General features: G+C 54.4%; 22 protein-coding genes, 1 tRNA gene and 4 pseudogenes. 17 read left to right on the top strand and 10 right to left on the bottom strand.

Annotated elements, in window-relative coordinates:
- The first annotated feature begins 61 nt into the window (after nucleotides 1-61).
- From QRN50_RS09025 to QRN50_RS09010, 4 genes are all read left to right on the top strand, one after another.
- Nucleotides 62-1,132, top strand: a complete 1,071-nt coding sequence (locus QRN50_RS09025) for a DNA topoisomerase IB (protein ID WP_058822090.1) — start codon at nucleotides 62-64, stop codon at nucleotides 1,130-1,132.
- Between the two features lie 167 nt (nucleotides 1,133-1,299).
- A tRNA-Leu gene (locus tag QRN50_RS09020) sits at nucleotides 1,300-1,385 on the top strand.
- A gap of 576 nt (nucleotides 1,386-1,961) precedes the next feature.
- A complete protein-coding gene (locus QRN50_RS09015) occupies nucleotides 1,962-2,330 on the top strand; it encodes a hypothetical protein (protein ID WP_096126913.1) in 369 nt (122 codons plus the stop codon).
- A 25-nt stretch (nucleotides 2,331-2,355) separates the two neighbouring features.
- Nucleotides 2,356-2,631, top strand: coding sequence for a hypothetical protein (locus tag QRN50_RS09010; RefSeq protein WP_096126912.1), 276 nt, complete (start codon nucleotides 2,356-2,358; stop codon nucleotides 2,629-2,631).
- 128 nt (nucleotides 2,632-2,759) lie between these two features.
- Here the strand turns inward: QRN50_RS09010 and QRN50_RS09005 are convergent, their stop codons facing one another.
- Nucleotides 2,760-3,371 carry a DUF6338 family protein gene (locus QRN50_RS09005; RefSeq protein ID WP_058398293.1) on the bottom strand — a complete coding sequence of 204 codons (612 nt, stop codon included), beginning with the start codon at nucleotides 3,369-3,371 and terminating at the stop codon, nucleotides 2,760-2,762.
- Between the two features lie 137 nt (nucleotides 3,372-3,508).
- On the opposite strand from QRN50_RS09005, the pseudogene QRN50_RS09000 reads away from it, so the two are divergent.
- Nucleotides 3,509-4,260, top strand: a pseudogene (locus QRN50_RS09000) (nucleoid-associated protein); the annotation flags it as partial.
- A gap of 311 nt (nucleotides 4,261-4,571) precedes the next feature.
- Here the strand turns inward: QRN50_RS09000 and QRN50_RS08995 are convergent.
- Nucleotides 4,572-5,144: a hypothetical protein gene (locus QRN50_RS08995; protein WP_058398291.1), complete on the bottom strand. Its 573-nt coding sequence runs from the start codon at nucleotides 5,142-5,144 to the stop codon at nucleotides 4,572-4,574.
- Between the two features lie 97 nt (nucleotides 5,145-5,241).
- On the opposite strand from QRN50_RS08995, the pseudogene QRN50_RS08985 reads away from it, so the two are divergent.
- Nucleotides 5,242-6,354: pseudogene (locus QRN50_RS08985) on the top strand (DNA-methyltransferase).
- Between the two features lie 565 nt (nucleotides 6,355-6,919).
- On the opposite strand, the gene QRN50_RS08980 reads toward QRN50_RS08985, so the two are convergent.
- Entirely contained in the window at nucleotides 6,920-7,237 is a 318-nt protein-coding gene (locus tag QRN50_RS08980) for a hypothetical protein (protein ID WP_058398290.1), read from the bottom strand.
- 262 nt (nucleotides 7,238-7,499) lie between these two features.
- Here QRN50_RS08980 and QRN50_RS08975 point away from each other — a divergent pair, with 262 nt between their 5' ends.
- The gene (locus QRN50_RS08975) at nucleotides 7,500-8,021 is read left to right on the top strand and encodes a hypothetical protein (protein WP_192873883.1); all 522 of its coding nucleotides are present in this window, start codon (nucleotides 7,500-7,502) and stop codon (nucleotides 8,019-8,021) included.
- Here the strand turns inward: QRN50_RS08975 and QRN50_RS08970 are convergent.
- Nucleotides 7,991-8,257, bottom strand: a complete 267-nt coding sequence (locus QRN50_RS08970; RefSeq protein WP_096126911.1) for an Ea8.5 family phage-derived protein — start codon at nucleotides 8,255-8,257, stop codon at nucleotides 7,991-7,993. The two genes, QRN50_RS08975 and QRN50_RS08970, sit on opposite strands and share 31 nt — an antisense overlap.
- 123 nt (nucleotides 8,258-8,380) lie before the next feature.
- Here QRN50_RS08970 and QRN50_RS08965 point away from each other — a divergent pair, with 123 nt between their 5' ends.
- The 3 genes from QRN50_RS08965 to QRN50_RS08955 are packed head-to-tail and all read left to right on the top strand — an operon-like array spanning nucleotide 8,381 to nucleotide 9,117.
- The gene (locus QRN50_RS08965; RefSeq protein ID WP_058398287.1) at nucleotides 8,381-8,605 is read left to right on the top strand and encodes a hypothetical protein; all 225 of its coding nucleotides are present in this window, start codon (nucleotides 8,381-8,383) and stop codon (nucleotides 8,603-8,605) included.
- Complete coding sequence (locus QRN50_RS08960; RefSeq protein WP_235592044.1) at nucleotides 8,602-8,760, top strand: hypothetical protein; 159 nt, start codon at nucleotides 8,602-8,604, stop codon at nucleotides 8,758-8,760. Before QRN50_RS08965 ends, QRN50_RS08960 begins: the two co-directional genes overlap by 4 nt.
- A gap of 27 nt (nucleotides 8,761-8,787) precedes the next feature.
- Nucleotides 8,788-9,117: a hypothetical protein gene (locus QRN50_RS08955; protein ID WP_235592043.1), complete on the top strand. Its 330-nt coding sequence runs from the start codon at nucleotides 8,788-8,790 to the stop codon at nucleotides 9,115-9,117.
- A gap of 205 nt (nucleotides 9,118-9,322) precedes the next feature.
- Here QRN50_RS08955 and QRN50_RS08950 read toward each other — a convergent pair whose 3' ends face one another.
- Complete coding sequence (locus QRN50_RS08950) at nucleotides 9,323-9,538, bottom strand: hypothetical protein (protein WP_143520168.1); 216 nt, start codon at nucleotides 9,536-9,538, stop codon at nucleotides 9,323-9,325.
- 88 nt (nucleotides 9,539-9,626) lie between these two features.
- On the opposite strand from QRN50_RS08950, the gene QRN50_RS08945 reads away from it, so the two are divergent.
- The 5 genes and pseudogenes from QRN50_RS08945 to QRN50_RS08930 all read left to right on the top strand — a co-directional run.
- Complete coding sequence (locus QRN50_RS08945; protein WP_239986796.1) at nucleotides 9,627-11,534, top strand: DNA cytosine methyltransferase; 1,908 nt, start codon at nucleotides 9,627-9,629, stop codon at nucleotides 11,532-11,534.
- Complete coding sequence (locus QRN50_RS08940; protein ID WP_239986797.1) at nucleotides 11,494-11,868, top strand: DNA cytosine methyltransferase; 375 nt, start codon at nucleotides 11,494-11,496, stop codon at nucleotides 11,866-11,868. Before QRN50_RS08945 ends, QRN50_RS08940 begins: the two co-directional genes overlap by 41 nt.
- Before the next feature lie 227 nt (nucleotides 11,869-12,095).
- Nucleotides 12,096-12,932: pseudogene (locus tag QRN50_RS25840) on the top strand (MCP four helix bundle domain-containing protein); the annotation flags it as partial.
- A complete protein-coding gene (locus tag QRN50_RS25835) occupies nucleotides 12,924-13,787 on the top strand; it encodes a methyl-accepting chemotaxis protein (RefSeq protein ID WP_331851766.1) in 864 nt (287 codons plus the stop codon). The pseudogene QRN50_RS25840 and the gene QRN50_RS25835, both read left to right, overlap by 9 nt.
- A gap of 341 nt (nucleotides 13,788-14,128) precedes the next feature.
- Nucleotides 14,129-14,521 (top strand): annotated as a pseudogene (locus QRN50_RS08930) (hypothetical protein); the annotation flags it as partial.
- Between the two features lie 39 nt (nucleotides 14,522-14,560).
- Here QRN50_RS08930 and QRN50_RS08925 read toward each other — a convergent pair.
- Complete coding sequence (locus tag QRN50_RS08925) at nucleotides 14,561-14,779, bottom strand: hypothetical protein (protein WP_024638618.1); 219 nt, start codon at nucleotides 14,777-14,779, stop codon at nucleotides 14,561-14,563.
- A 759-nt stretch (nucleotides 14,780-15,538) separates the two neighbouring features.
- Between QRN50_RS08925 and QRN50_RS08920 the strand changes: the two genes are divergently transcribed.
- Nucleotides 15,539-16,522: a DUF1852 domain-containing protein gene (locus QRN50_RS08920; protein ID WP_032657711.1), complete on the top strand. Its 984-nt coding sequence runs from the start codon at nucleotides 15,539-15,541 to the stop codon at nucleotides 16,520-16,522.
- A gap of 23 nt (nucleotides 16,523-16,545) precedes the next feature.
- Complete coding sequence (locus QRN50_RS08915; RefSeq protein ID WP_003400934.1) at nucleotides 16,546-17,577, top strand: methionine synthase; 1,032 nt, start codon at nucleotides 16,546-16,548, stop codon at nucleotides 17,575-17,577.
- 158 nt (nucleotides 17,578-17,735) lie between these two features.
- Here QRN50_RS08915 and QRN50_RS08910 read toward each other — a convergent pair whose 3' ends face one another.
- The 4 genes from QRN50_RS08910 to QRN50_RS08895 form a co-directional block, all read right to left on the bottom strand.
- Nucleotides 17,736-18,509, bottom strand: coding sequence for a lytic polysaccharide monooxygenase auxiliary activity family 9 protein (locus QRN50_RS08910; protein ID WP_003400932.1), 774 nt, complete (start codon nucleotides 18,507-18,509; stop codon nucleotides 17,736-17,738).
- 147 nt (nucleotides 18,510-18,656) lie between these two features.
- Entirely contained in the window at nucleotides 18,657-19,043 is a 387-nt protein-coding gene (locus QRN50_RS08905; RefSeq protein ID WP_024638614.1) for a VOC family protein, read from the bottom strand.
- Nucleotide 19,044: 1 nt separating this feature from the next.
- Nucleotides 19,045-20,058: an isopenicillin N synthase family dioxygenase gene (locus QRN50_RS08900; RefSeq protein WP_003400928.1), complete on the bottom strand. Its 1,014-nt coding sequence runs from the start codon at nucleotides 20,056-20,058 to the stop codon at nucleotides 19,045-19,047.
- Nucleotides 20,059-20,285: 227 nt separating this feature from the next.
- Nucleotides 20,286-20,924 carry a cysteine hydrolase family protein gene (locus tag QRN50_RS08895; RefSeq protein ID WP_096126485.1) on the bottom strand — a complete coding sequence of 213 codons (639 nt, stop codon included), beginning with the start codon at nucleotides 20,922-20,924 and terminating at the stop codon, nucleotides 20,286-20,288.
- Between the last annotated feature and the right edge of the window lie 72 nt (nucleotides 20,925-20,996).

Here is a 20,996-nt window from a genome sequence, read left to right as displayed (position 1 = left end):
ATAAACGGCACCACCGTAAAAGCCCGAGGTCAGTGTTTTTAACTGCCTTTGGAACTTAGCCATGCCTGACTCGACTGCCATCAGCCAGCCCGCCAGTGAACTGCATTACGTAGACGACACTCAACCGGGCCTTACGCGCAAGGTACTGCGCGGCAAATTCGCGTACTTTGACACCAAGGGTCAGCGCATCAAGGACGAGTCGGAGATCAAGCGCATCAACGCACTGGCAGTCCCGCCCGCCTACACCGAAGTATGGATCTGTGCCGATCCGCTGGGCCACCTGCAGGCCACCGGCCGCGATGCCCGCGGGCGCAAGCAGTATCGCTACCATCCGCGCTGGCGCGAAATACGTGATCAGGACAAATACTCGCGGCTGATCGAGTTCGGCCATGCGCTGCCCAAAGTGCGCAAGCAGATCGAAGCACAGCTCGCTCAGCCGGGCATGGGCCGGGAAAAAGTCATGGCGACGGTCATTTCATTACTGGACGCAACACTGATCCGCATCGGCAACAGCCAGTACGCCAAGGAAAACCGCTCGTACGGCCTGACCACCCTGCGCAACAAGCACGTTGAAGTCAAAGGCGGCCAGATCCTCTTCGAGTTCCGCGGCAAGAGCGGCGTCGAGCACAAGGTCAGCGTCAAGGATCGACGTCTGGCCAACGTGATCAAGCGCTGCATGGAACTGCCCGGACAAAACCTCTTCCAGTACCTGGACGAAGACGGCGTGCGCCACGCGGTGACCTCTTCCGACATCAATGCCTACCTGCAAAGCCTCACCGGCTCGGACTTCACCGCCAAGGACTACCGAACCTGGGCGGCCAGTGCGCTGGCACTGGCAACGCTGCAAAAACTGCACTGGGAGCCAGAGGCCGACGCCAAACGGCACATCGTCGACATGGTCAAAGCAGTCTCGAAACAACTGGGCAACACCCCTGCCATCTGCCGAAAATGCTACATCCACCCGGCGGTTCTGGAAGGCTTCCTGCTCGGCAACCTGGCCAAACTCCCCCGCTCCCGACAACGCAAAGGCCTGCGCCTGGAAGAAGTCGCCCTGGCGAGCTACCTGCGAATACTGGCTGACAAGGTCGAGGCCGTGGTGAACGATACGGTGGTGAAAGACAGCAAAGCCTGAGCCGCCGGATCACGGCACGTCAGCCTTTGCACCAATAAAATTTCGTAGCCTCATGATTTGCCAAGCATTTCTGACAGGCAAAAAAGCAGCGTCTTGTACCGTTCGGGACGCTTTCAAGCTTGCTTCATAGGGGCCGGGTGTATATATTCCCTGCTCTTGGCGCTACCGCCCCGATGGCGAAATTGGTAGACGCAAGGGACTTAAAATCCCTCGTCCTTTGGACGTGCCGGTTCGACCCCGGCTCGGGGCACCACATATATAAAGGGCTTACCGGGCATTTTGCCGGGTAGGCCCTTTTTGTTTTGGTTCGGAAAAACAGTCGTTTATTAGACTGTCTGCCTACAACGACGGCGGTGTCGCCGCACAAAAATCCATCTGGTGAATTGTGTGCTGGATCACCAGACGCAGCTTGTCGACGCAGTGATCAAGACCTGCGCCTCTGTCGTCGATCGCCTTTATTACGTATGACTAAAGCCTGCGTGATGCCTCCGATTTGGAGCTGCACCGTGCCAATCTGGAAAGCTTGCCGCTGCCGCAAAAGTCGAGAGAGATACCGGTGCTCAAAAAGTGAAAGCCAGCGCGACCGCACCACAAGCCGCTGCGGCGCCCATACCGGGCGAACAGGCATCACCAAAGATGTCTACCGTAGCATCTTCCCCCAAGCCGACGAAGCTTGAAGCGAATGTCACCGCCGCCGATCTTCATGCGCTGGTAAAGGCCAGACTCCAATCTCGGTCCTCACCGTAAACTGGGGCGCGCTGGACGATCTGGTGCACATCCAAGGCGCTGACTCCCAAATGGACGGAGTAACCATCACGCAGTTGGCAGCATGATCGCTACCGAACTGAGTACCATCCAAGCCAACCGCGCAAAGTCAAAGTCATCCGAGCTGTCCGAGGCCTTAAACGAGTTTCAGCGCAGCGGTGGAACGGTGCGCGACCTTGGGTCGTTTCAGGTCGCGCACCGCCCACCGCGTAAAGAGTCACCACCCCGCAAGCCCCGCTACAACGGCGAGGATCATCGGAAGTATGTCGAGGAAGAAGCGGACCTGGCACTGCTCAAGCGCATAGAGGCAATGCGCGACCTGGGCGTCAGCCACTTCAAAGCCGAAAAGCTGACCGGGATCAACCGCACCGTCATCAGGCGAATCGTTCAGAAGTACAGCCTGGACTACCCCAGCAGCAGCCGGGCGAAATGAAGCGGCAGAAGGCCGGGAAGAGGAATTGCGGCTAAGGGTTCGGCCCGACACGAAACAGGCGCTGAGCGAACTGATGGGGTGGGCGCAGATTGAGGAGCAGGCCGAGGCCAGGACCCTGATGATTCACCACCTTCATGCGCTGGGCCCGGTTGAAGCGATTCGCTTTCTTCAGGTCCCGCGCCACGAAATCAAAGTGTCGAATATCGTGGCGCTGGAGTTTCACCGCAAGAGCATGCTGATGCTTCGGCAGGATGCGGGCGATGAGTTTATCGCTCCTTTGGCGGAGCAGGCACGTTGGTAGGGCTATCACCACTGCTGATAGGCTGATAACCACTATGGGGATTCGGTCGATGAGGAGTATCTAAAACTGGCTGGTAACCTTTCTCGACCTTTTCTGGTGCGGGTTGGTAGCCATTATTCGTCAGATCTTTATCTGCCATGTCCATCTCCTGATTGAAATTGAGAAAATTCAAGATAAGAAATCTCCGAAGCCATGACCAGCACTCCGGCACTACCTGTGATGGGACGATCCAGTATGCCATCGGCTTTAACGAGCCATGCCTCTTCCAAAAATATTTGTTCCTCCACAGGATAGCTGGAGGCAAATGACTGCCCCGAATACTTACCGCCAACCATTTTACCGTTTTTGAGATAAACGACGATCCAATACGGCTTAGCCTGCTTGAAGACGTAATCCCACGGTTTTGCGGTCGGATGCGGCGCGGAGCCCTTAAATCTCTCATGCGTTCTCAGCCACTTCCAGATTAGCACCAACAGAAACGGAGAGACGAATAAAACAAAAACATAAAACAGGTAATAAAGAACTGGATGCACAACCCGTAAGCCATGACTCTCAACGTAAACAACGACCCAGAATAACAGGGCGTAATTTATACAACTGTAAGCGATTGCGTCCACTAATTGATCAGACGCGTTTCTAATCGTCCCTGGGAATATAAGTTGGTAAAATTTAATACTTAGGAAGCCTGGTATGACGAATGCTATGAACAAGACTAGCTTGTCAGCGGCCCAAATATCCATTTTTTCTATTCTCCACAGGTGCTACGAGTAATCGTTACTCAATCTCGTAAGAATACTCCTTCCCTAGCAACTTGCCACCCCCGGATACAGAGGGCGGCGCCTACCCTAGGTAAAAAAAGCTTGTACGTCACAGCGTCATCTACAAAATCGACAAGAAGCCTGACGGCAGTCCTGCCGTTCTGTTCCTTGGCGCTGCCGAGTAGGTCGAGAGCCAAGCCCGCGACGATCTGATGAGTCAACTCAACGAAAGCTACAACGCAACCACTGGCAAGGGATGGGGTACTTTTACCCACAGTCAGGCGCTTTCCCGTTTAGCGGCTGGCTCGGCAAGTACATGGCCGGAGATATCGACTTGCTGGGATTCAGCGCCAGCGCCGTCGAGCACCTGACAAAGCTGATGGAAGAGTCGAACCTAACCACCGGCAGGCATGCCCTTTACTGCCACTACCAGCAAGGACTGAACGACTATCTGGTTTTCGCTCTGGTGCAGGAAACCGAAGCGGCGACCATGACCAAAGAGCTGGCGCTGATGACGGTGAACCGCCTCGACCTCGACCAAATCCGCCTGGCCGCGTGCATCAACGTGAGCGAGTGGCAGAACAACCCTCAGTCGAAGCAGTACATCTCGTACCTCAAGGGTAAGCAGGGTCGTCGGGGCAATGATTACTTCCGTGACTTCATTGGCTGCCAAGAAAGCATCAACGGACCGGGCGAAACGCGAACGTTGCTGAAGGCGTTCAGCGACTTTGTCGAGAGCGAGGACATCGCAAACGAGGCCGCTCGCGAGAAAACCAGCACGTTGGTCAGCTATCCCATGGCCCAAGCCAAGCTGGGCGATTCCATTACCCTCGACGAATTATCAGGCCTCGTCGACGAAAGCCGGCCGAAAAAACCCAGCTCACTATCCAGCTCAAGCACATCGCCGCCTGAACCGCCCCTTCTATTACTCTGGACGCTCCCATTGCTTCGCTCAACGCCATGCAACTGCGCTGAGTCGGTTAGGACGTGCAGCGCGAAGAGATTACCCAAGAGTTCAAGTCAGTGATTGAAGCGAACGTAGGTGACGCAGCGCAACTGGCGCTTGGTAGCTTCTCGGCTTGATTTCTAAATTCCATGCAAGAAACAATAATGTCGGAAATCTTGCCGATGGAATTTTACCGGAAGTGCATGCGGATGAATGATCAGGTGCCATGAATGATATTACAGAGACGACAGGCAGGACAGTTCCGGGCAAGAATGATACCCCGCAGTGATAATAGCTGCGATCAAGGAGCTAATAATAAACGCCTTGGATACCCTGCGCAGCCATATTATTGATGACTCGCCGAGTTTCACCCTATCCCACTCGTTTTTTAGGACCTTTTGAGTCTCCGCGCTTAACATTCTAATAAAATCTTTATGCTCAGCCTTGCTTTTTATATCACTGGAGTCTTCGTCCAGAAGCCCTATGATTCCTTGGTGTTCATTAGGATTAAGTCGCAGCCGAATTCGGGATTCCAGCATGTATATCTCGACCCATTCTTTTTGGTGCTCCAAAATGTACTTCTGGACCTCCTCCTTAGATTTTTTCCTCACAATTTCCGACATATGCCATGAAACCTCGTGGTGAGCGATCAACTGCGACACATCATCACGCAGACCTTCAATCCAAGACTGCCGGAACTCTGACGTCTTCTGATCCTTCGCCAAAATTGATGCTACAAGGCTAACGGTAGCGGCAAGCGCGCCTGCAATTAGAGTTGCGACTGCTGGCACTAATGGAAAGTCTGGCATGAATTGCTCCAAAGGCTGAATTACCGAACATCAAAACCCATTTGCTGTTAATTTGCCACCACCGGACACGGAGGGAGGCGCATGCCTGGAATTCGATATGAGCCAGCTCCACCAGATACTGATAGGCGACGGCATCGACATGATGCGCACGCTGCTAGATGAAACCGTGCATATGTGCGTGATCAGCCCGCCCGACCACGGTCTGCTGGACTATGGCGTCGAAGGCCAGATCGGCCTCGAGAAAACGCCTGCTGAGTTCATCGCCCGCTTGGTAGACGCGTTTCGAGAAGTGCGCCGGGTGCTCCGCTCTGACGGCACGATCTAGGTGAAAATGGGGGTTATATACGCCTCCATCGCTGGGGGCTGTGCACCTGTTGGGTCAGCAGGCAAGCACGACATGGTTTCTCAGGCTATGCGTGGAGCTTTGCTGCGTGGCAAGCGGCGATTGCCACCGATGGGGCTCAAACAGAAAGACTTGACGGGTACTCCCTGGCGCCTGGCGTTCACCCTCCAGAGTGACGGCTGGTATCTGCGTCAGGACATAATCGGGCACAAGCCAAACCCGATGCCTGAAAGTACCCGAGACAGGTTCACAAAGTCACAGGAATACTTGTTCCTGCTGAGCAAGTCGCCTCGCTATTACTACGACCAGAATGCGGTCACGGAATCTGTAGCACTCAGCTCGATCGTGCGAATGGCTCAGTATCTTGAGCAACAACATGGCAGCAATAGAGTCCCAGGCAAAGCCAATGGGCCGATGAAAGATGAAAGCAGTGCGCAGCAGGCGGGACAGCTTTAAGCGGGAAGACTCGAAGCGGGAACAGGTGATTCCTGGCCAGAAAATAGGTACCCATAGACCTGATCGGATGACAGCGATTACCCATTGGATATGCGAAGCGTAGCGTGTGGACAGTTCCAACGCAGGGATTTAAGGGCGCCCACTTCGCCACCTTCCCGCCCGACCTGATCAGACCCAGCATCCTGGCCGGCGCGCCTCGCGATGGCGTGGCGCGCCGGCCCATTCGGCGGTGCAGGTACCACGTCGCTGGTGTCGATTCAGGAAGGTCGCCGGTCGATCATCTGCGAGTTTAACCCGGAGTATGCGGCTATTGCCCGCGCTCTTATCAACACAGCCTGGCTGGATGGCGCGTCGCAAATGGATGTGTTTCGGGACTGCGCTCAGCCTGACGTCATATTCGCCACGATCTGAACCAACACCATAAATGCTGCTGATATGGCAGCGGCGCTGTTCCATTTCGCCTGAGCTCTGACGGTAGGCACAAGGTCCGCACCGTTGGCGATTATGTGACCGTGATACATACCGTCGGATACCTCTCTGAATTCCGGTGGGGGCTTTACCCTTACAAAGGCAGCGCAAACCCAACAGAAAGCGGAAAATAGTCCGGTGCCCAGTGATACGAAATTCAAAGCGTCCTTTAGATCCACGGTTCCAATACCGACCTCATGTCGGGCAGCCACCAATACCCCACTTTAACGACTCACGCCAGCCCGACAGCGTTGACGACTCGCTGTACTGATGAGGACGGGTAGCGCGAAGAGATCGCGCAAGAGTTCAAGTCAGTGCTTGAGGCGAAGGTGGGCAATGATGCTCAGTTGGCACTGGGCAGTTTCTCAGCCTGGTGCATGAAGTTCCACGCCACGAAATCATAGTGTCGAAATTCGTGGCGTTGGAGTTTCACCGCAAGAGCATGCTGATGATTCAGCAGGATTCGGGCGATTAGGTCTTCTTTCAGATCGTACTTGAAGCGTAACGCTTACAGCCTAGTCAGATCAAAGCCGGAGTTGCGAGCGCATTCCATGATTTTCTCAAGATATGTGCGAACATTTACATTTTTCTCATAAATGATTTGAGAGTAGTCTTCCGCAGATATGTGGTCGGTGTAACCGATGTAGTTCTCTCCTGGCTCTTTCAATTCAGTGTCGTGAATGTGATCTCGCCCAACGTACATTGCACAGATGAGCTGCGCCTGTACCTTGCTCGAGTAAAGCGATAAGAGATTTTGCGCATCAGGTGCGCTGACCTTACCAGCTGTGATGAAAGTATCGATCGCGTCGTACACGGTAGTCGTCATGACTAAATTTCCCTCTGAAAAGGCCTAGCAGAATGCCCATGGCCAAAACTAATAATCCATTTAACTTAACGCAGCGCCCGTAATACCCCATTCCAACCCAAATTGCCACCACTAGACACGGAGGGCGGCGCATGCATGGAGAAACACCATTGCCGAGGCGCAGGTAGGCCTGCTCTGGCACGCGCTAGGCCTACGACCTGATTGTCGCGACAGCCGAACCGTATATCGAAACCGTTTCCTTGCCGGCCCAGGCCACGACGACATGACGGATTTGGAGGCTCTGGTGACCCTGGGGCTGATGGGAAGTCGAAAGCCACCAGCGTTTTGCGATCAGAACGAAATTCTCTATTTCGCGACCGAAGAAGGCGAACGATTCGCCACTGCCCAAATGCCACCTGCACCTAAGCGCACGAATTTTGACGCCTACCTGAATGAGAGCGAGTGCTACGACAGCTTTGCCCACTTCTTGGGCATCAAGATGCCTCGGTATCAAAAGCACGAATATCGCATGGTTCGCTACAGGCCCAACATAAACCGCTTTCATAGCGCCGACTACTTGCTGCTTTGCGAACCAGCTGAAATAGCCGGTGAGTGGTGCTTGGACAAGAAGGAAGCGAAGACCAGTACAGAGCCGCACTTAAAGCGGCCCCTCGCAGAACCCGACGAGAGTACGACGAAGGTTTTTGACTGCCCACCCTCACCTATTGCGCTGAACGCCTCGGCAGGCGGGCGGCTGCCGAAAAGGCAACGGAATCAATCATTACGATGCTTTTCGCAGCTATAGCACTCTTGAGCGGCAAAACTCTCAAAAGCGCTGGTGATGGAATCGGTTGCATCCTTCTGATCATCAAATATCTGATACTCGCCGCGCTTATAGTGAAACGCCACGTGTTTGAAAGCCTCGTTGAGCCCTGTTTCTTGATCTAGATACGTTCCGGGGTGGGCCCGACACTCTTTCAAAGCGTTGGCTTTAAGTAGGATAGATAGTGCGATCCCGTGCTTTTCCTCTTCCCGTTCCATTTCCCGCTTCGCCTGTCACATTGCCAAGACCTCACGCCGATTGATTGAAGAACCAACATCTCATGTCGGCATGATTTGTCAATTCACATTTTTCCAAGCACGCCACACCGGCGAGGATGAACCATGAAAACCTACCGGCACACGTTCACGGCCGTCTGCCCCTCGGACGGTGACACGATCATCTACAAGCTGGAGATACGCACGCACCTCAAGACAGCGACGGCGCTCATCAAGTCTGGGTATCACGAACGCATTGCTGACGATTTGTCGGAGCGCTTCGGCGGTGACCAGACGATGATCGTCACGCACCAAGGCGTCGAGATTGAAACAGTGAGGCTAAGCAGATGATCCACTACCACGGCACCCCAGTCGACGGCACCCGCCAGGACGGCGCCAGATTCCTTGCCGGTCGGCACGCGCTGGTGCCCTTCCCTCGCCAGGATGACATGGGCATCGTCGCCGAGGTTTGTCAGTCGTTCGTGTTCGACAATGGCGCGTTCTAGATCTGGAACAAGCGCGGCACGCTTGACGTGGAGGGTTACACCCGCTGGGTGGAGGACTGGCACCGGCACCCGGGTTTCGACTGGGCATTGATCCCCGACGTTATCGACGGCGATGAGAAGGCAAACGACGTGCTACTGGCGGCGTGGCCCAGCGGTTTGCGCGGCGTACCGGTTTGGCATCTGCATGAGTCGATCGAGCGCCTGCATCGGCTTGCCAGCGAATGGCCAACGGTGGCCTTTGGCAGTTCCGGCCAATGGGAGTCACCAAGCACATCTGCATTGTGGAAGCGGATGGCTGCCGCGATGGACGCGATCTGCGACGAGCAAGGCCGCCCCATGTGTCGACTCCACGGCTGAGGATGCTGGACCCCGCCATCTTCCAGCACCTTCCGTTCACCTCAGCCGACTCGACAAACGCTGCTGTCAACGGCGGCAGCATCAGCCGATTCGGTATGTACGCACCACCTACAGCAGGGCAGCGCGCCTGCGTTATCGGCGACCGGATTGAAGCACACAACAGTTCGCCTATCTGGCAGCGAGAAAAGCAGAGCGAGATGGCTATCTAATTCAAGCACGACTGATCAGCAGGGAACCAATTCTTCCGGTCAGGCGCTTGTGTCTGCACCTCAAGCGACCATTTATCGCCGCACTCTTTGCACTCATAGCTGGTGACAAGGTTTGATCCTTTTTCATCTGTTCCGTAGTTCAGAAATTTGTCCGAACTTCCTGTGTCTTCAACTTCAGTCATTGCAGCTGAGCAGCAGTTACCAATTCCCATCGTTTCTATCTCCTTGCTCCGGCGATCTGCCGGGGTGAACACCAATACCCCACTTCAACGACTCACGCCACCCCGGCGAGGATGAACTATGTCCGCTCACCAGAAGAAACACCCCTTCGATTTCAAAACCCAATATGGCCTTGGCTTCAATCCGCAAGACGATGAGATCGTTGTGGACTTCTTCTGCGGCGGCGCCGGTACCGGGCTGGAAATGGGCCTTGGGCGCACCGTCAGCGTGGCCAAGAATCACAGCCCGGCAGCGATCAGCATGCACACCGTGAATCACCCGGGTGCGAAGCACTTCACGACTGATGTATTCGACGGCGATCCGGATACGGAATGCGGCGGCAAGGCCGTGGGCTGGTTCCACATGAGCCCGGATTGCACCCATCACAGCCAGGCCGCTGGCGGGCAGCCGCGCAAGCGCGAGATCCGCAACCTGTCTTGGATCGGCTTGAAGTGGGCAGGCAAAAAGCGGCCTCGCGTGATCAGCCTAGAGAACGTAAAGCAAATCCTGCAATGGGGGCCGCTGGTGGCAAAGCGTTGCAAGTCGAACGGGCGGGTCGTGAAGCTGGGCGGCGGCATTGCTGCACCTGGTGAGGTTGTGCCGGTCGATCAGCAGTTTCTGGTGCCAGACTTTGCCCGGCGCGGCCAGACGTGGGCGGTGTTCGTGGCCGAGCTGGAGCGCCTGGGCTATGCCGTCGAGTGGCGTGTGATCCGAGCGTGCGACTTCGGCGCGCCAACCAGCCGGGAACGCCTGTTCATGATTGCCCGCTGCGACGTACAGCCGATCGTGTGGCCAGAGCCGACCCACGCCAAGCGTCCCGCCAAAGGCCAGAAGCCTTGGAGGACAGCCGCCGAGTGCATCGACTTCACCGACCTGGGCAAAAGCATATTTGGCCGCAAGAAAGACCTGGCGCCAGCCACATTGCGCCGGTGCGCCAAGGGCATGAAGAAGTTCGTCATCGACAACCCGAACCCGTTCATCGTCCCGATTGCAAACTGGTCAGGCGAGACGGTGCAATCGGCCTTCGAACCGCTGCGCACGGTGACGTCATATCCAAAATGCGGCGCTTTCTCGGTCGTCAGCCCAGTCATTGCGCCAGCGACCCACCAAGGCAGCGATCGCATCAACGATCCACTTGAGCCACTGCCAACGGTGACGTGCGCGAACCGCGGCGAACTGACGCTTATCAGCCCTACCCTGATCCAGTCTGGCTACGGAGAGGGCGAAGGCCAACAGCCTCGCGTGCCGGGGATCGATCAGCCATTAGGTACGGTCGTTGCCGATGGCGTTAAACACGCGCTTACAAGTTCGATTCTGGTGGGTGCTGGCGGGCCAGTTTATGCAGGCAAGCCAGTAGCAGCAGATCAGCCGGTGGGCACGTTGATGACTCAGAACCACCGGGCACTGGCGTCAGCATGCATCGTCCAGGCAGGTCACGGCGAAGGAACCGGCGCAACGAAACGCCGCTCCCATGGCGTGAACGACATTCTTGGACCGGTCGGCACGGTTACAGCGAGCGGTGGCGGTCAGTCAATCGCTTGGGCGCACTTGGTGAAGTTTCGGTTTGATGATGCGGGCAAAGCGCTTGATGAGCCTCTGCCAACTATTACCAGCGGCGGCAACTACCAGCGGCCTGCAGGTGCAGCCCACGCGATGGGAGTGTCTACGGTGTTCATGGCTCAGATGAACGGTGGCTTCAACACGACGCACGCCAAGGGCGTCGACGAGCCAATGACGACGGTCACCTACACCGGAAACCAGCAGCAACTGGTGGCCGCAAGCCTGGTGCACCTTCACGGCAACTGTGACGCGCGGGACACCGCCGAACCTCTGCACACGATCAGCGCAGGCGGCCAGCACCACGGACTGGTCAGCGCGTTCATGGAAAGGCAGTTCGGTGCCAGTGTCGGTCAGCCTCTGGATGAGCCAGCGCCTGCCGTGACGGCGGGTGAGCTCTGTCTTATCGCTCAGGCTCTCCCCAGAGCATGAGGAAGGTGCACTGCGCGTCGCCGCATTCCTGATCAGCTATTACGGCACCGAGAACGTGAGCGGTGCGGGTGAGCCAGCACCAACCATCACCACCAAGGATCGCTTGGCGCTAGTCACCGTCATGGTCAAGGGCACGCCCTACGTGATCGTCGACATCTGCCTGCGGATGCTCAACCCGTCCGAGCTTTACAAGGCTCAGGGCTTCCCCGCCGACTACGTCATAACACACGGCGCCGACGGTAAGCCATTCACCAAGACCCAACAGGTTCACATGTGCGGCAACAGCGTGAGCCCGCCGCCTATGGCAGCGCTCGCTCGAGCGAACGACCCGTAGCGCACATCAACTCAACATCAGGTGGCAGCATGATCAATCTCTTCTGGCGACTGCTCGCCGAGCTACTCGCGCGCCACGCAATGGCTTGCTGGCCAGCGGTGCTGATCAGGTGCGTGGCTTGACAGTGCTGTAAAGAGAGCAGCAGTGAACATCCGGCGCCCGGCTTTTATAAAATTACGCCGCTTGTCGCCCCCTACTGCGGGAACGGCAGTAGGAGGCCGATACAGATGCATCACCCTTCTGGTTCGGATAGGGAAAACAAGGAAGGCTACACTACGATGAATCTCTTACGCGGCACTATGTTATCAACACGGCTAATTTCTGCGTTTGTAGTATGCGCAGTTGTCACACTAGGTGTCGGTTTTATCGGATATACGGGAATTACCGGCCTCAAAAACAGCGTAGATGGAATCGTAAACAACAACCTTATATCTGTATACAGCACGAGTAACGCCCGTTCAAATGCTATAGCACATTACCGTGACTTACACCGCGCATTGCTGTTCAAATTCGCGAAAGCAGATCAAGCCAAATATGAAGATGTTATAAGGTCCTTAGCAGACAACCAGCAAGAGGTGGAGCAACTTTTCAAAATATATCGGCAAACTCCTTTGCAAGACGATGAACGCATTGCAGGTGACCAGTTTGAAAAATCGTGGCCAGCTTATATAAACGCATCCTCTAAAGTAATCGAATTAGCGGCGAAAGGTGACCTTGAAAGTGCGACCAGGCTATTCGAGCAAGAAGTGGATCCTGAATACAAAAAAGCAAACGATGACCTAAAGATAATAGTAGCTTCTAATAAGCGCCAGAGCGACGAAGCCGCAGTAGAAGCCGTGAAAACCTCAAACACCGCCTATTGGTCATTAGCCGTAGGTGTTGTGATCGCATTCATTGCCGCGATTATTCTGGGTTTATTGGTAACACGCTCGATCACTCGGCCGCTTCTTGGGGCACTGCGGACCGCAAAACAAGTGGCCGACGGCGACCTTTCTCAAAAAATTGATGTAAGTGGGAACGACGAGATTAGCACACTGCAATCAGCACTGGGCATAATGCAAATTAACCTAAGAGATACTATTCAGGAGATCGCTAATGCGGCTGATCAACTAGCATCTGCGTCCGAAGAGCTGAACGCAGTTACGGAGGAAAGCGCCAAAGCACTGATACGTCAGAACGATGAAATTCAGCAAGCCGCTACGGCGGTTAATGAGATGACAGCCGCGGTAGAAGAGGTAGCTCGTAACGCGTCTGGAGCCTCTGAGTCCTCTGAAGAAACCAGCCGTAGTGCTATTCAAGGACGTGACCAAGTAAAAAACGCAGTTGGATCGGTTAATACAATGGCAGAGCAGATTTCTCAATCGACTGAAAAAGTCACGGTACTCGCGACGAGAGTCAACGAGATAACCGGAGTTCTCGCGGTCATTCAGTCAATCGCCCAGCAAACCAACCTCTTGGCCTTGAATGCCGCAATCGAGGCTGCCAGGGCTGGCGAGCAGGGTCGCGGCTTTGCCGTAGTCGCCGATGAAGTACGTGCCCTTGCGCATCGAACGCAAGCATCAACTACAGACATCGAGTCTATGATGAGCCAGATCCGTGCCGGTGCGGATGAAGCAGTGATCGCCATGAATAACAGTAGGAGCCTTGCAGGAGAAACCCGTGACCAAGCGATTGAGGCAGGCCACGCGCTAGACAGAATAACCGAAGGTGTTTCAACGATTAACGAGAAAAATCTCGTAATCGCAAGTGCTGCCGAAGAGCAAGCTCACGTAGCTCGTGAGGTGGATCGAAACTTGGTCAACATTCAAGATATCTCTACTCAGACCGCAACTGGCGCACACCAGACCAATGCTTCAAGTGCCGAGCTCTCCCGACTGGCTGCCTCATTTGGATTGCTGGTTAATAAGTTTAAACTCTGAATAATAACTGATCAGAGTGCGCACATGTTATACGCACCTGATGATAGTCTATCCATGTGCATAGTCGCTATCCATGCGTCTCTGCTAATAAGTCAAAAATAGGTTCCGGCCTAAGTAGCTGGAACCTAACTCAGAGAACAGTGTGCGCCCTTACACTTCTATAAGCTAAACGCACTAGGCTTCAAAAACCTTAAACGCGTCAACAGAGAAATATTACAACCTTGAATTAAATGAGGTGGGGGTATGACATCATCCGATTTGAGATCGCAGCGAACTGGACTGATGAACCCGTGCCAAGCTAGATAGGCCTTCTGATGCCGAGAATTAGCCTCCTCCCAATGGTACGAGAGGCTTGGCAGGCTGACGCTCAGGTGAATGCGATCGCGCCGCGAGAGCTGAGCCATGGTGAAACGATTCAGTACCCGGCGGATGGAGCCTCGAGGCAAAACGGATGCTCGATGATCACGCCAGGGAAAACTCGGCCATCCATTCACATGCCGCGCTGGGTCAGCCGCATACTGCTGGAGATCAATGATGTGCGGGTTGAGCGTCTGCAGGACATCAGCGAAGGGCAGGCAGAGGGCGTCAACTTCCTGCGTTCAGCACCAGACCTCGATGAGACGCTGACCGCTGCGCAGCTCTTCGATTGCCTTTGGTCGTCCATCAACAGTGCCGATTCATGGAACGCCAACCCATGGGTCTGGGTAGTTGAGTTCAAGCCGGTGACGCGATGACAGGCTGCCAAGCATTAGAACAAGCCTGCGTCAACGACGTCAGCCTATGCTAAGCAACCGCGCTGGCGGTTTCTCATCAGCTTTCCGGTAGAGATATTGACGCCATTCCCGAAAGGCGCTTTGCTGACGCGAGCATGCATCCCTCCACTGCTCACCACCCACCTGCCCCACATGCAGGGCCATCATTATTTCAGTGGCCTTGTCGAGCTCGCCCACTAAATCATGTGCATTGGTTGTATCGAAATAATTGGTGTTCATAAAGATCCATTTTAATTATTGGCTATCAATCGACTAGCCATCTCCTTGATCGTGCTCGGGCTCTGACGAGCGGTAGAAATACAAAATCCAGCTCGAAACGTTAAGCATGTCCACTCTCCCAGTAAAACATTTACAGCCTGCCGGTGACCGGCAGGCGGAGACCTGTCATGCCTGAAAGAATCCCCTGCGTCGAGTACGACGCCGCAGCCATTCGTTGCAATAGCGGTTTCCCGGTCCTGCACTCTATTTGCCATGGTGGTCCTGTAGGCTGCCATTTCTGCGGCGTGCCAGGAACCATGCCCATGTGTCTGCGTGAAGACCTTCCGCCTCACCTGATGCAGAAAGACGGTATGCCGCTCGGCTGGCCTGACAAATCACACCGCCCTACATGTTCGTAAAGATCAGCTCTCCCCTGTCTGTAATTGCCATGCCGTACTTGAGTCTGCCCAGGTACTGCTCGTGCATGGCGTAGACCCGGTCATTGATGATTCTGAAAATCATCGTTGTGTCCGACCAGATATTACCGTGGATGGCCCCCCTTCCAGAGACCTGCCTACCTTTAGGTCAATCATGAGCGTGACTAATGATTTATTGAAATCAATTCGTTTTTGTTCATGTAGGCAACCGGCCTAAAATCCCTACAGCTCTTCACCCTCAACAGAATAATGGTCGCTGATTGAAGAGACAGACACCGGTCAAAGCTGAAGGGGCAAGAAGCCTGCTCGGGCGTTGCCTCGTAAGGAAGGATGCCAAGCCAAGATGAAAAAAGAATTCACATTTTCTGTCAAGTTCACTCGTTTTGATGAGAATTATTCACCCTCAGACACGACACGAGTCACGACGAATTTTGCGAACCTGGCCAGGGGGGAAAGTCGCCAGGAGAATGTGCGTAATACGTTGACGATGATCGACAATCGCTTCAATGCGTTGGTGCACTGGGACAACCCCAAAGGAGATCGTTATACGGTGGAGCTGAATATTGTCTCTGCGGAAATGCATATCGATACTGAAGGCAATCACCCTGCTATTCCATTAATTGAGATTTTAAAAACCACGATCATTGATCGAAAAACCGATAAGCGCATTAATGGAATGGCAGGAAATAATTTTTCCTCTTATGTGCGAGACTATGATTTCAGTGTGCGATTGCTGCAGCACAATAAGAGTCAGTCCGGGCTCAGCACGCCAGAAAACTTCGGAGACTTGCACGGAAAACTCTACAAATGCTTCGTCAATTCAAGTAGCTACAAAGCCCATTTCGACAAGCCACCTGTTATCTGCCTGAGTGTATCGAGCGCCAGGACCTACCACCGGACCGGGAATCAGCATCCTGTATTAGGGTTCGAGTACCAGCAGGACGAATACTCGTTGACGGATGAGTATTTCAGGAAGATGGGATTAAAGGTTCGCTATTTCATGCCCCCGAACAGCGTTGCGCCTTTGGCTTTCTATTTTTCAAACGACTTGCTTGGTGACTACACCCCTCTGGAGCTTATTAGCACCATCAGCACGATGGACACTTTTCAGAAAATTTATCGACCTGAGATCTATAACGCGAACTCAACGGCAGGAAAACTCTACCAGCCCAGCTTGCAAAATCAAGATTACTCACTGACCCGCATTGTGTATGACCGCGAGGAACGCAGTCAGCTGGCTATCGAGCAAGGAAAGTTCGCTGAAGAGCACTTTATCAAACCTTACCAGACCGTTCTGGATCAGTGGTCCGCTAGCGACGCCCTTTGATCATCTAAACCAAGGCTATTTTTATGAAAAAGCTGTTGCCTACCTCTACCGCTGGCAGTTTGCCTAAACCTTCGTGGCTTGCACAACCTGAGACGCTCTGGTCACCTTGGAAATTGCAAGGCGAAGCACTGGTTGAAGGCAAGCAGGATGCGTTACGTTTGTCGCTGCAAGAACAACAACTGGCCAATATTGATATCGTCAGCGACGGTGAACAAACGCGCCAGCATTTTGTAACTACATTTATTGAGCATCTCGACGGCGTCGATTTTGAACAGCGCGAGACCGTTAGAATTCGTGACCGCTACGATGCGAGCGTGCCAACGGTCGTGGGCGCTGTCGCTCGCCGAGCGCCGGTTTTTGTTGAAGACGCAAAATTTCTACGCCAGCAAACCAGGCAGCCTATCAAGTGGGCCTTGCCCGGGCCAATGACGATGATTGACACCCTCTACGATGCTCATTACAGAAATCGTGAAAAACTGGCTTGGGAGTTTGCCAAAATTCTCAACCAGGAGGCCAAAGAACTTGAGGCTGCCGGGGTTGATATCATTCAGTTTGATGAGCCTGCATTCAACGTGTTTTTTGATGAGGTGAACGACTGGGGCGTCGCCACCTTGGAAAGGGCAGTTGAAGGGCTTAAATGTGAAACGGCCGTGCATATTTGCTATGGCTACGGCATCAAGGCGAATACCGACTGGAAAAAAACGCTGGGTTCGGAATGGCGGCAGTACGAAGAGGCCTTTCCCAGACTGCAAAATTCCAGCATCGACATCATCTCATTGGAATGTCACAACTCGCGCGTCCCTATGGATCTGCTGGAACTCATCCGAGGCAAGAAAGTGATGGTAGGGGCCATTGATGTGGCAAGCCATACCATTGAAACGCCTGAGGAAGTCGCCAACACGCTGAGGAGAGCGCTTCAATTCGTCGATGCCGACAAACTCTATCCGTGCACCAACTGCGGAATGGCCCCCCTCCCTCGTCATGTCGCCAGCGGCAAGCTGCGCGCGTTAAGTGCGGGGGCAGACATCGTTCGCAAAGAACTCTTGAGCCAGTGATCGGCTACGTACGCAAGTCAGTAGGCGATACTCAGGCCTGGCTTGCACAAAAAAGCCCGGCGCTGAAGCCGGGCTTTCTGATCATCTATTCCTTATGCAGAACAAGCATGGGCAACGCTTCGCTGGACGCTTGCACCCTGCCCTTCACATCTACCGCCTCATTTTCCAGACACGGGCACATCAAAATCGACATCAAACGCCTGATAAAACGCTTTATCGGTTTCGGCGACGATCCAGGCAAGAAGAATGACATGATGTCCGTGTTTATCGCTGGGTAATGTTGCTTTTGTAATCTCTGCGGGCTGAAGCTCATCCCGGTGTTTATCAAAAGGACTCAACGGCGAGATATCGCTCCACATCAATCCGTCTTGACCGTCCGCTTTGAAGTGGTTATCACTGACGTAGTTCTTTCCCTGGAAGGCTTCCCGCGTAATGGGTTTGCTTTCATCCCAGCCGTCTTTGGTAATAAACCACCGGTAGCCGCGTGTGACATGTACGGCATGGTACGCCCATCTAACTTCAAACTCGTCTCCACCCGCAACGCTCAACCGAGGCCACTTTTCAGCCGCACCATGACCTTTTTGCGTTATTTCCTCAATGATCCCGACATCCGTCAGGTTCAAGCATTTACGCCGATCATCTTGCCCCCCGCTCAGTATGAGTCCGTCTGGTGGCGGGTTGGCAAGCGGCGGCGCTGACGCAGGCGGATCGAGATTAATAGGCTCATCGACGCCAGGGAAGTCGTGCGCAAGACCAAATGTCTCGTCTGGAAAGTTTTTGCCTCCTTCCATAGCGACCACCTCCCACTCCAGCAACAGCCCTTTGGATATGGCATAAGAACCACGGGATTCGGGACTGGTTACCATACCGTGTCTGGGTTGTGCGCTAGCAGATTCATTCATGTCCATATCCTCAATTATTGAATCAGGCATGCCTTGCCTGTTGCACAATTGAAGACCTGCTTTCACGGACGGGATAGCTAGCAGTTCAGCCAGTAGATTTTTCGATAAATGTCTGAAACAGAGGAGCCTGTCTGGCCGCGCCAGCCCCCTCTCCACTCCATGCTCGACAGCAACTTTTCAGCGCATCACGTTAATGCGAAAGACATTCTGCTCGGGGTCCAGCAGCACGGCCTGATACCAGTTGTAATAGGTCAAGTACGGTTCCTTGACCAGTGTTGCGCCCTGCGCCACCGCCAGCGGCACCAGTCGGTCCACCTCGGCCTGGTCGGACACGTCGATGTTGAGCAAGAACCTGCCCCCCGTGCTGCCTGCAAACGCCTCCAGGCCAAGCAGCTCGTACGCATCCAGTGCGTTGAAACCAATACAGGACTTGCCGGTGTCCAGTCCGCGAAAGATCGGTGACCTGATGGCCTCGATTTCGCGAAAGCCGAACAGGTTCGAGTAGAAGGTGCTCAGGCGGACGATGTCCTGCGCGAACACGTTGACGTATGAAAGTGTGCTCATGTCAGGCCACCTTGCTGCCGCCAAAAGTGGTCTGCTTGACGAACTTGGACAGCAAATGATCGCCTGATGTAACCGGCGCATGCCGAGGCTTGGCGCCAGGCTGCAGGCAACCTGGCAGGCATTGAATCAACGTGTCGTAGTTCGGTTGGTGGAAGAACACCAGAGACTGTCGGCGGTTGTCCTGCTCGCTGGTCATCGGCGGGTTGACCACTCGATGCAGTGTGGAAATCCACTGGTCGTTGGTCCACTGCATCATCAGGTCGCCAATGTTGACCACAAAACCATTCTCGACATACGGCACATCGACCCACTCGCCCTGACGATTACGTACTTGCAAGCCGCCCAGCGCGTTATCAGGGCGAACTATAGTCAGACTGCCGTAGTCGGTATGCGCACTGGCGCGTAACTGGCCAGCCTCGACTTCAGTCTTGATATCCGGATAACTCAGGCTGCGGAACATACTGATATGCCGGTCGATCTTGTCATCGAAAAAACACTCATCCAGTTCCAATGCCAGGGCAAACAGGCGCATCAACGATTGAGCCAATTCGCTCATGGCATCGAAATAGGCCTGGTAAGCCTCCTTGAATCCGGGCAGCAGGTCTTGCGCAGGCCAGACATTCGGTGCGAAGTGCGACCCGGCCTGGGCATTGTGATAATAATCTTCATCCGGCACATCGCTCGGCCCGATGGAGAAAGACTCCTTGAGATCCCCCGGCGCACTTTCCTCCAGAGAATAGGAAAGGCTCTCCTCGGCCACCGCGCTGTAACCACGCACCATTTCCGGGCTGGGCCGATCAACCTTGCGCTTTTCCGCCAGCGGCAAATCAAAAAATTGCCGGGTCAAACACGAGACCCTTTCGATAAGTTCTCCGGGAATCTGGTGCTCGGTGATGACCAGAAACCCGATATCCCGACACGCCTGATTGACTGCCCTGGCTACGGCAGCCTTGCCGTCCGGGTCTTCTGAAAAATAGGGAGCCAGGTTGATAATGGGCACATAGTGCAGAGTCATACGGCTGTTTCCTCTCGCTGAAACGCTGCTGGAAAGGCTCACCGACAAGGGTGAAGGTCAGCGAGGCAGGAGCAGAAAGCATGCCACTGGAAGAATTCATCGTTCATACAAGCAGTTAGCTGTTTCGACGGTTAAAGCCGGATCAAACGGTCTGAAACAGAACGCATGGTTTGAATGCACAGGTATGACAAAACGGGCCAGGATTGCGCACATTCGCCCCGCTTTTTTCAGGTGCTTGCAATACGCTGGATGATATCGGCGGTCGTCGTTACTTCACCGAACTCATAGGCAATCGTCGTCAGGGATATTCGCTGAACTTCTTCAGCTGAAACAGCGCCGAACCCGACGTCCGGGTAGTCCATCGCAGCATTGGCGTCGCTCAGCGCGATGACTTTGTACTCACGGTGCACGCCGTCTCTGATCGTGGTTTCACAACACACATTGGTGACCGTACCGCAGACGATGATGGTGTCGACATCCCGCGCACGCAGCACAGTGTCCAGGTCCGTGTTATGAAAGCCGCTGTAAAACAGCTTGTCGACAATCACATCACCGGGCCGAGGCGCGAGCGCTTCGATGACCTCAACGTCCGGATCATGCCGTGCCAGTATCTGGTCCACATTCGGATAAAGATCACGCATGCGCCCGGTATCAGAACCATCGCCGCGCACGATATGGCGAAGATAAACCACCATCACCCGAGCAGCCCGTGCGGCTTGCAGCAGCGTCTGGATGGGCTGGACGATGTCCGCAGTACTTTTTACGTACAACGCCCCGCTGGGCTCACAAAATACCTTTTGCATGTCTACAACGATGACCGCCGTTCTGCGCGGATCGATCGGCCACCGGACAAGGGGTTTGCTCATGGGACTTACCTCGATTGAGCCTGACAGGCTGGGTAGCCATGCCAAGCAATAATCGTGCTGTCTGTCTCCAGA

It is taken from the genome of Pseudomonas sp. MEJ108 (genome assembly GCF_030208985.1).
In the GTDB taxonomy this organism is placed as follows: Bacteria; Pseudomonadota; Gammaproteobacteria; order Pseudomonadales; family Pseudomonadaceae; genus Aquipseudomonas; species Aquipseudomonas fragariae.
Note: the sequence above shows the minus strand (reverse complement) of the source record. Positions and strands in the feature narration are given on the sequence as shown.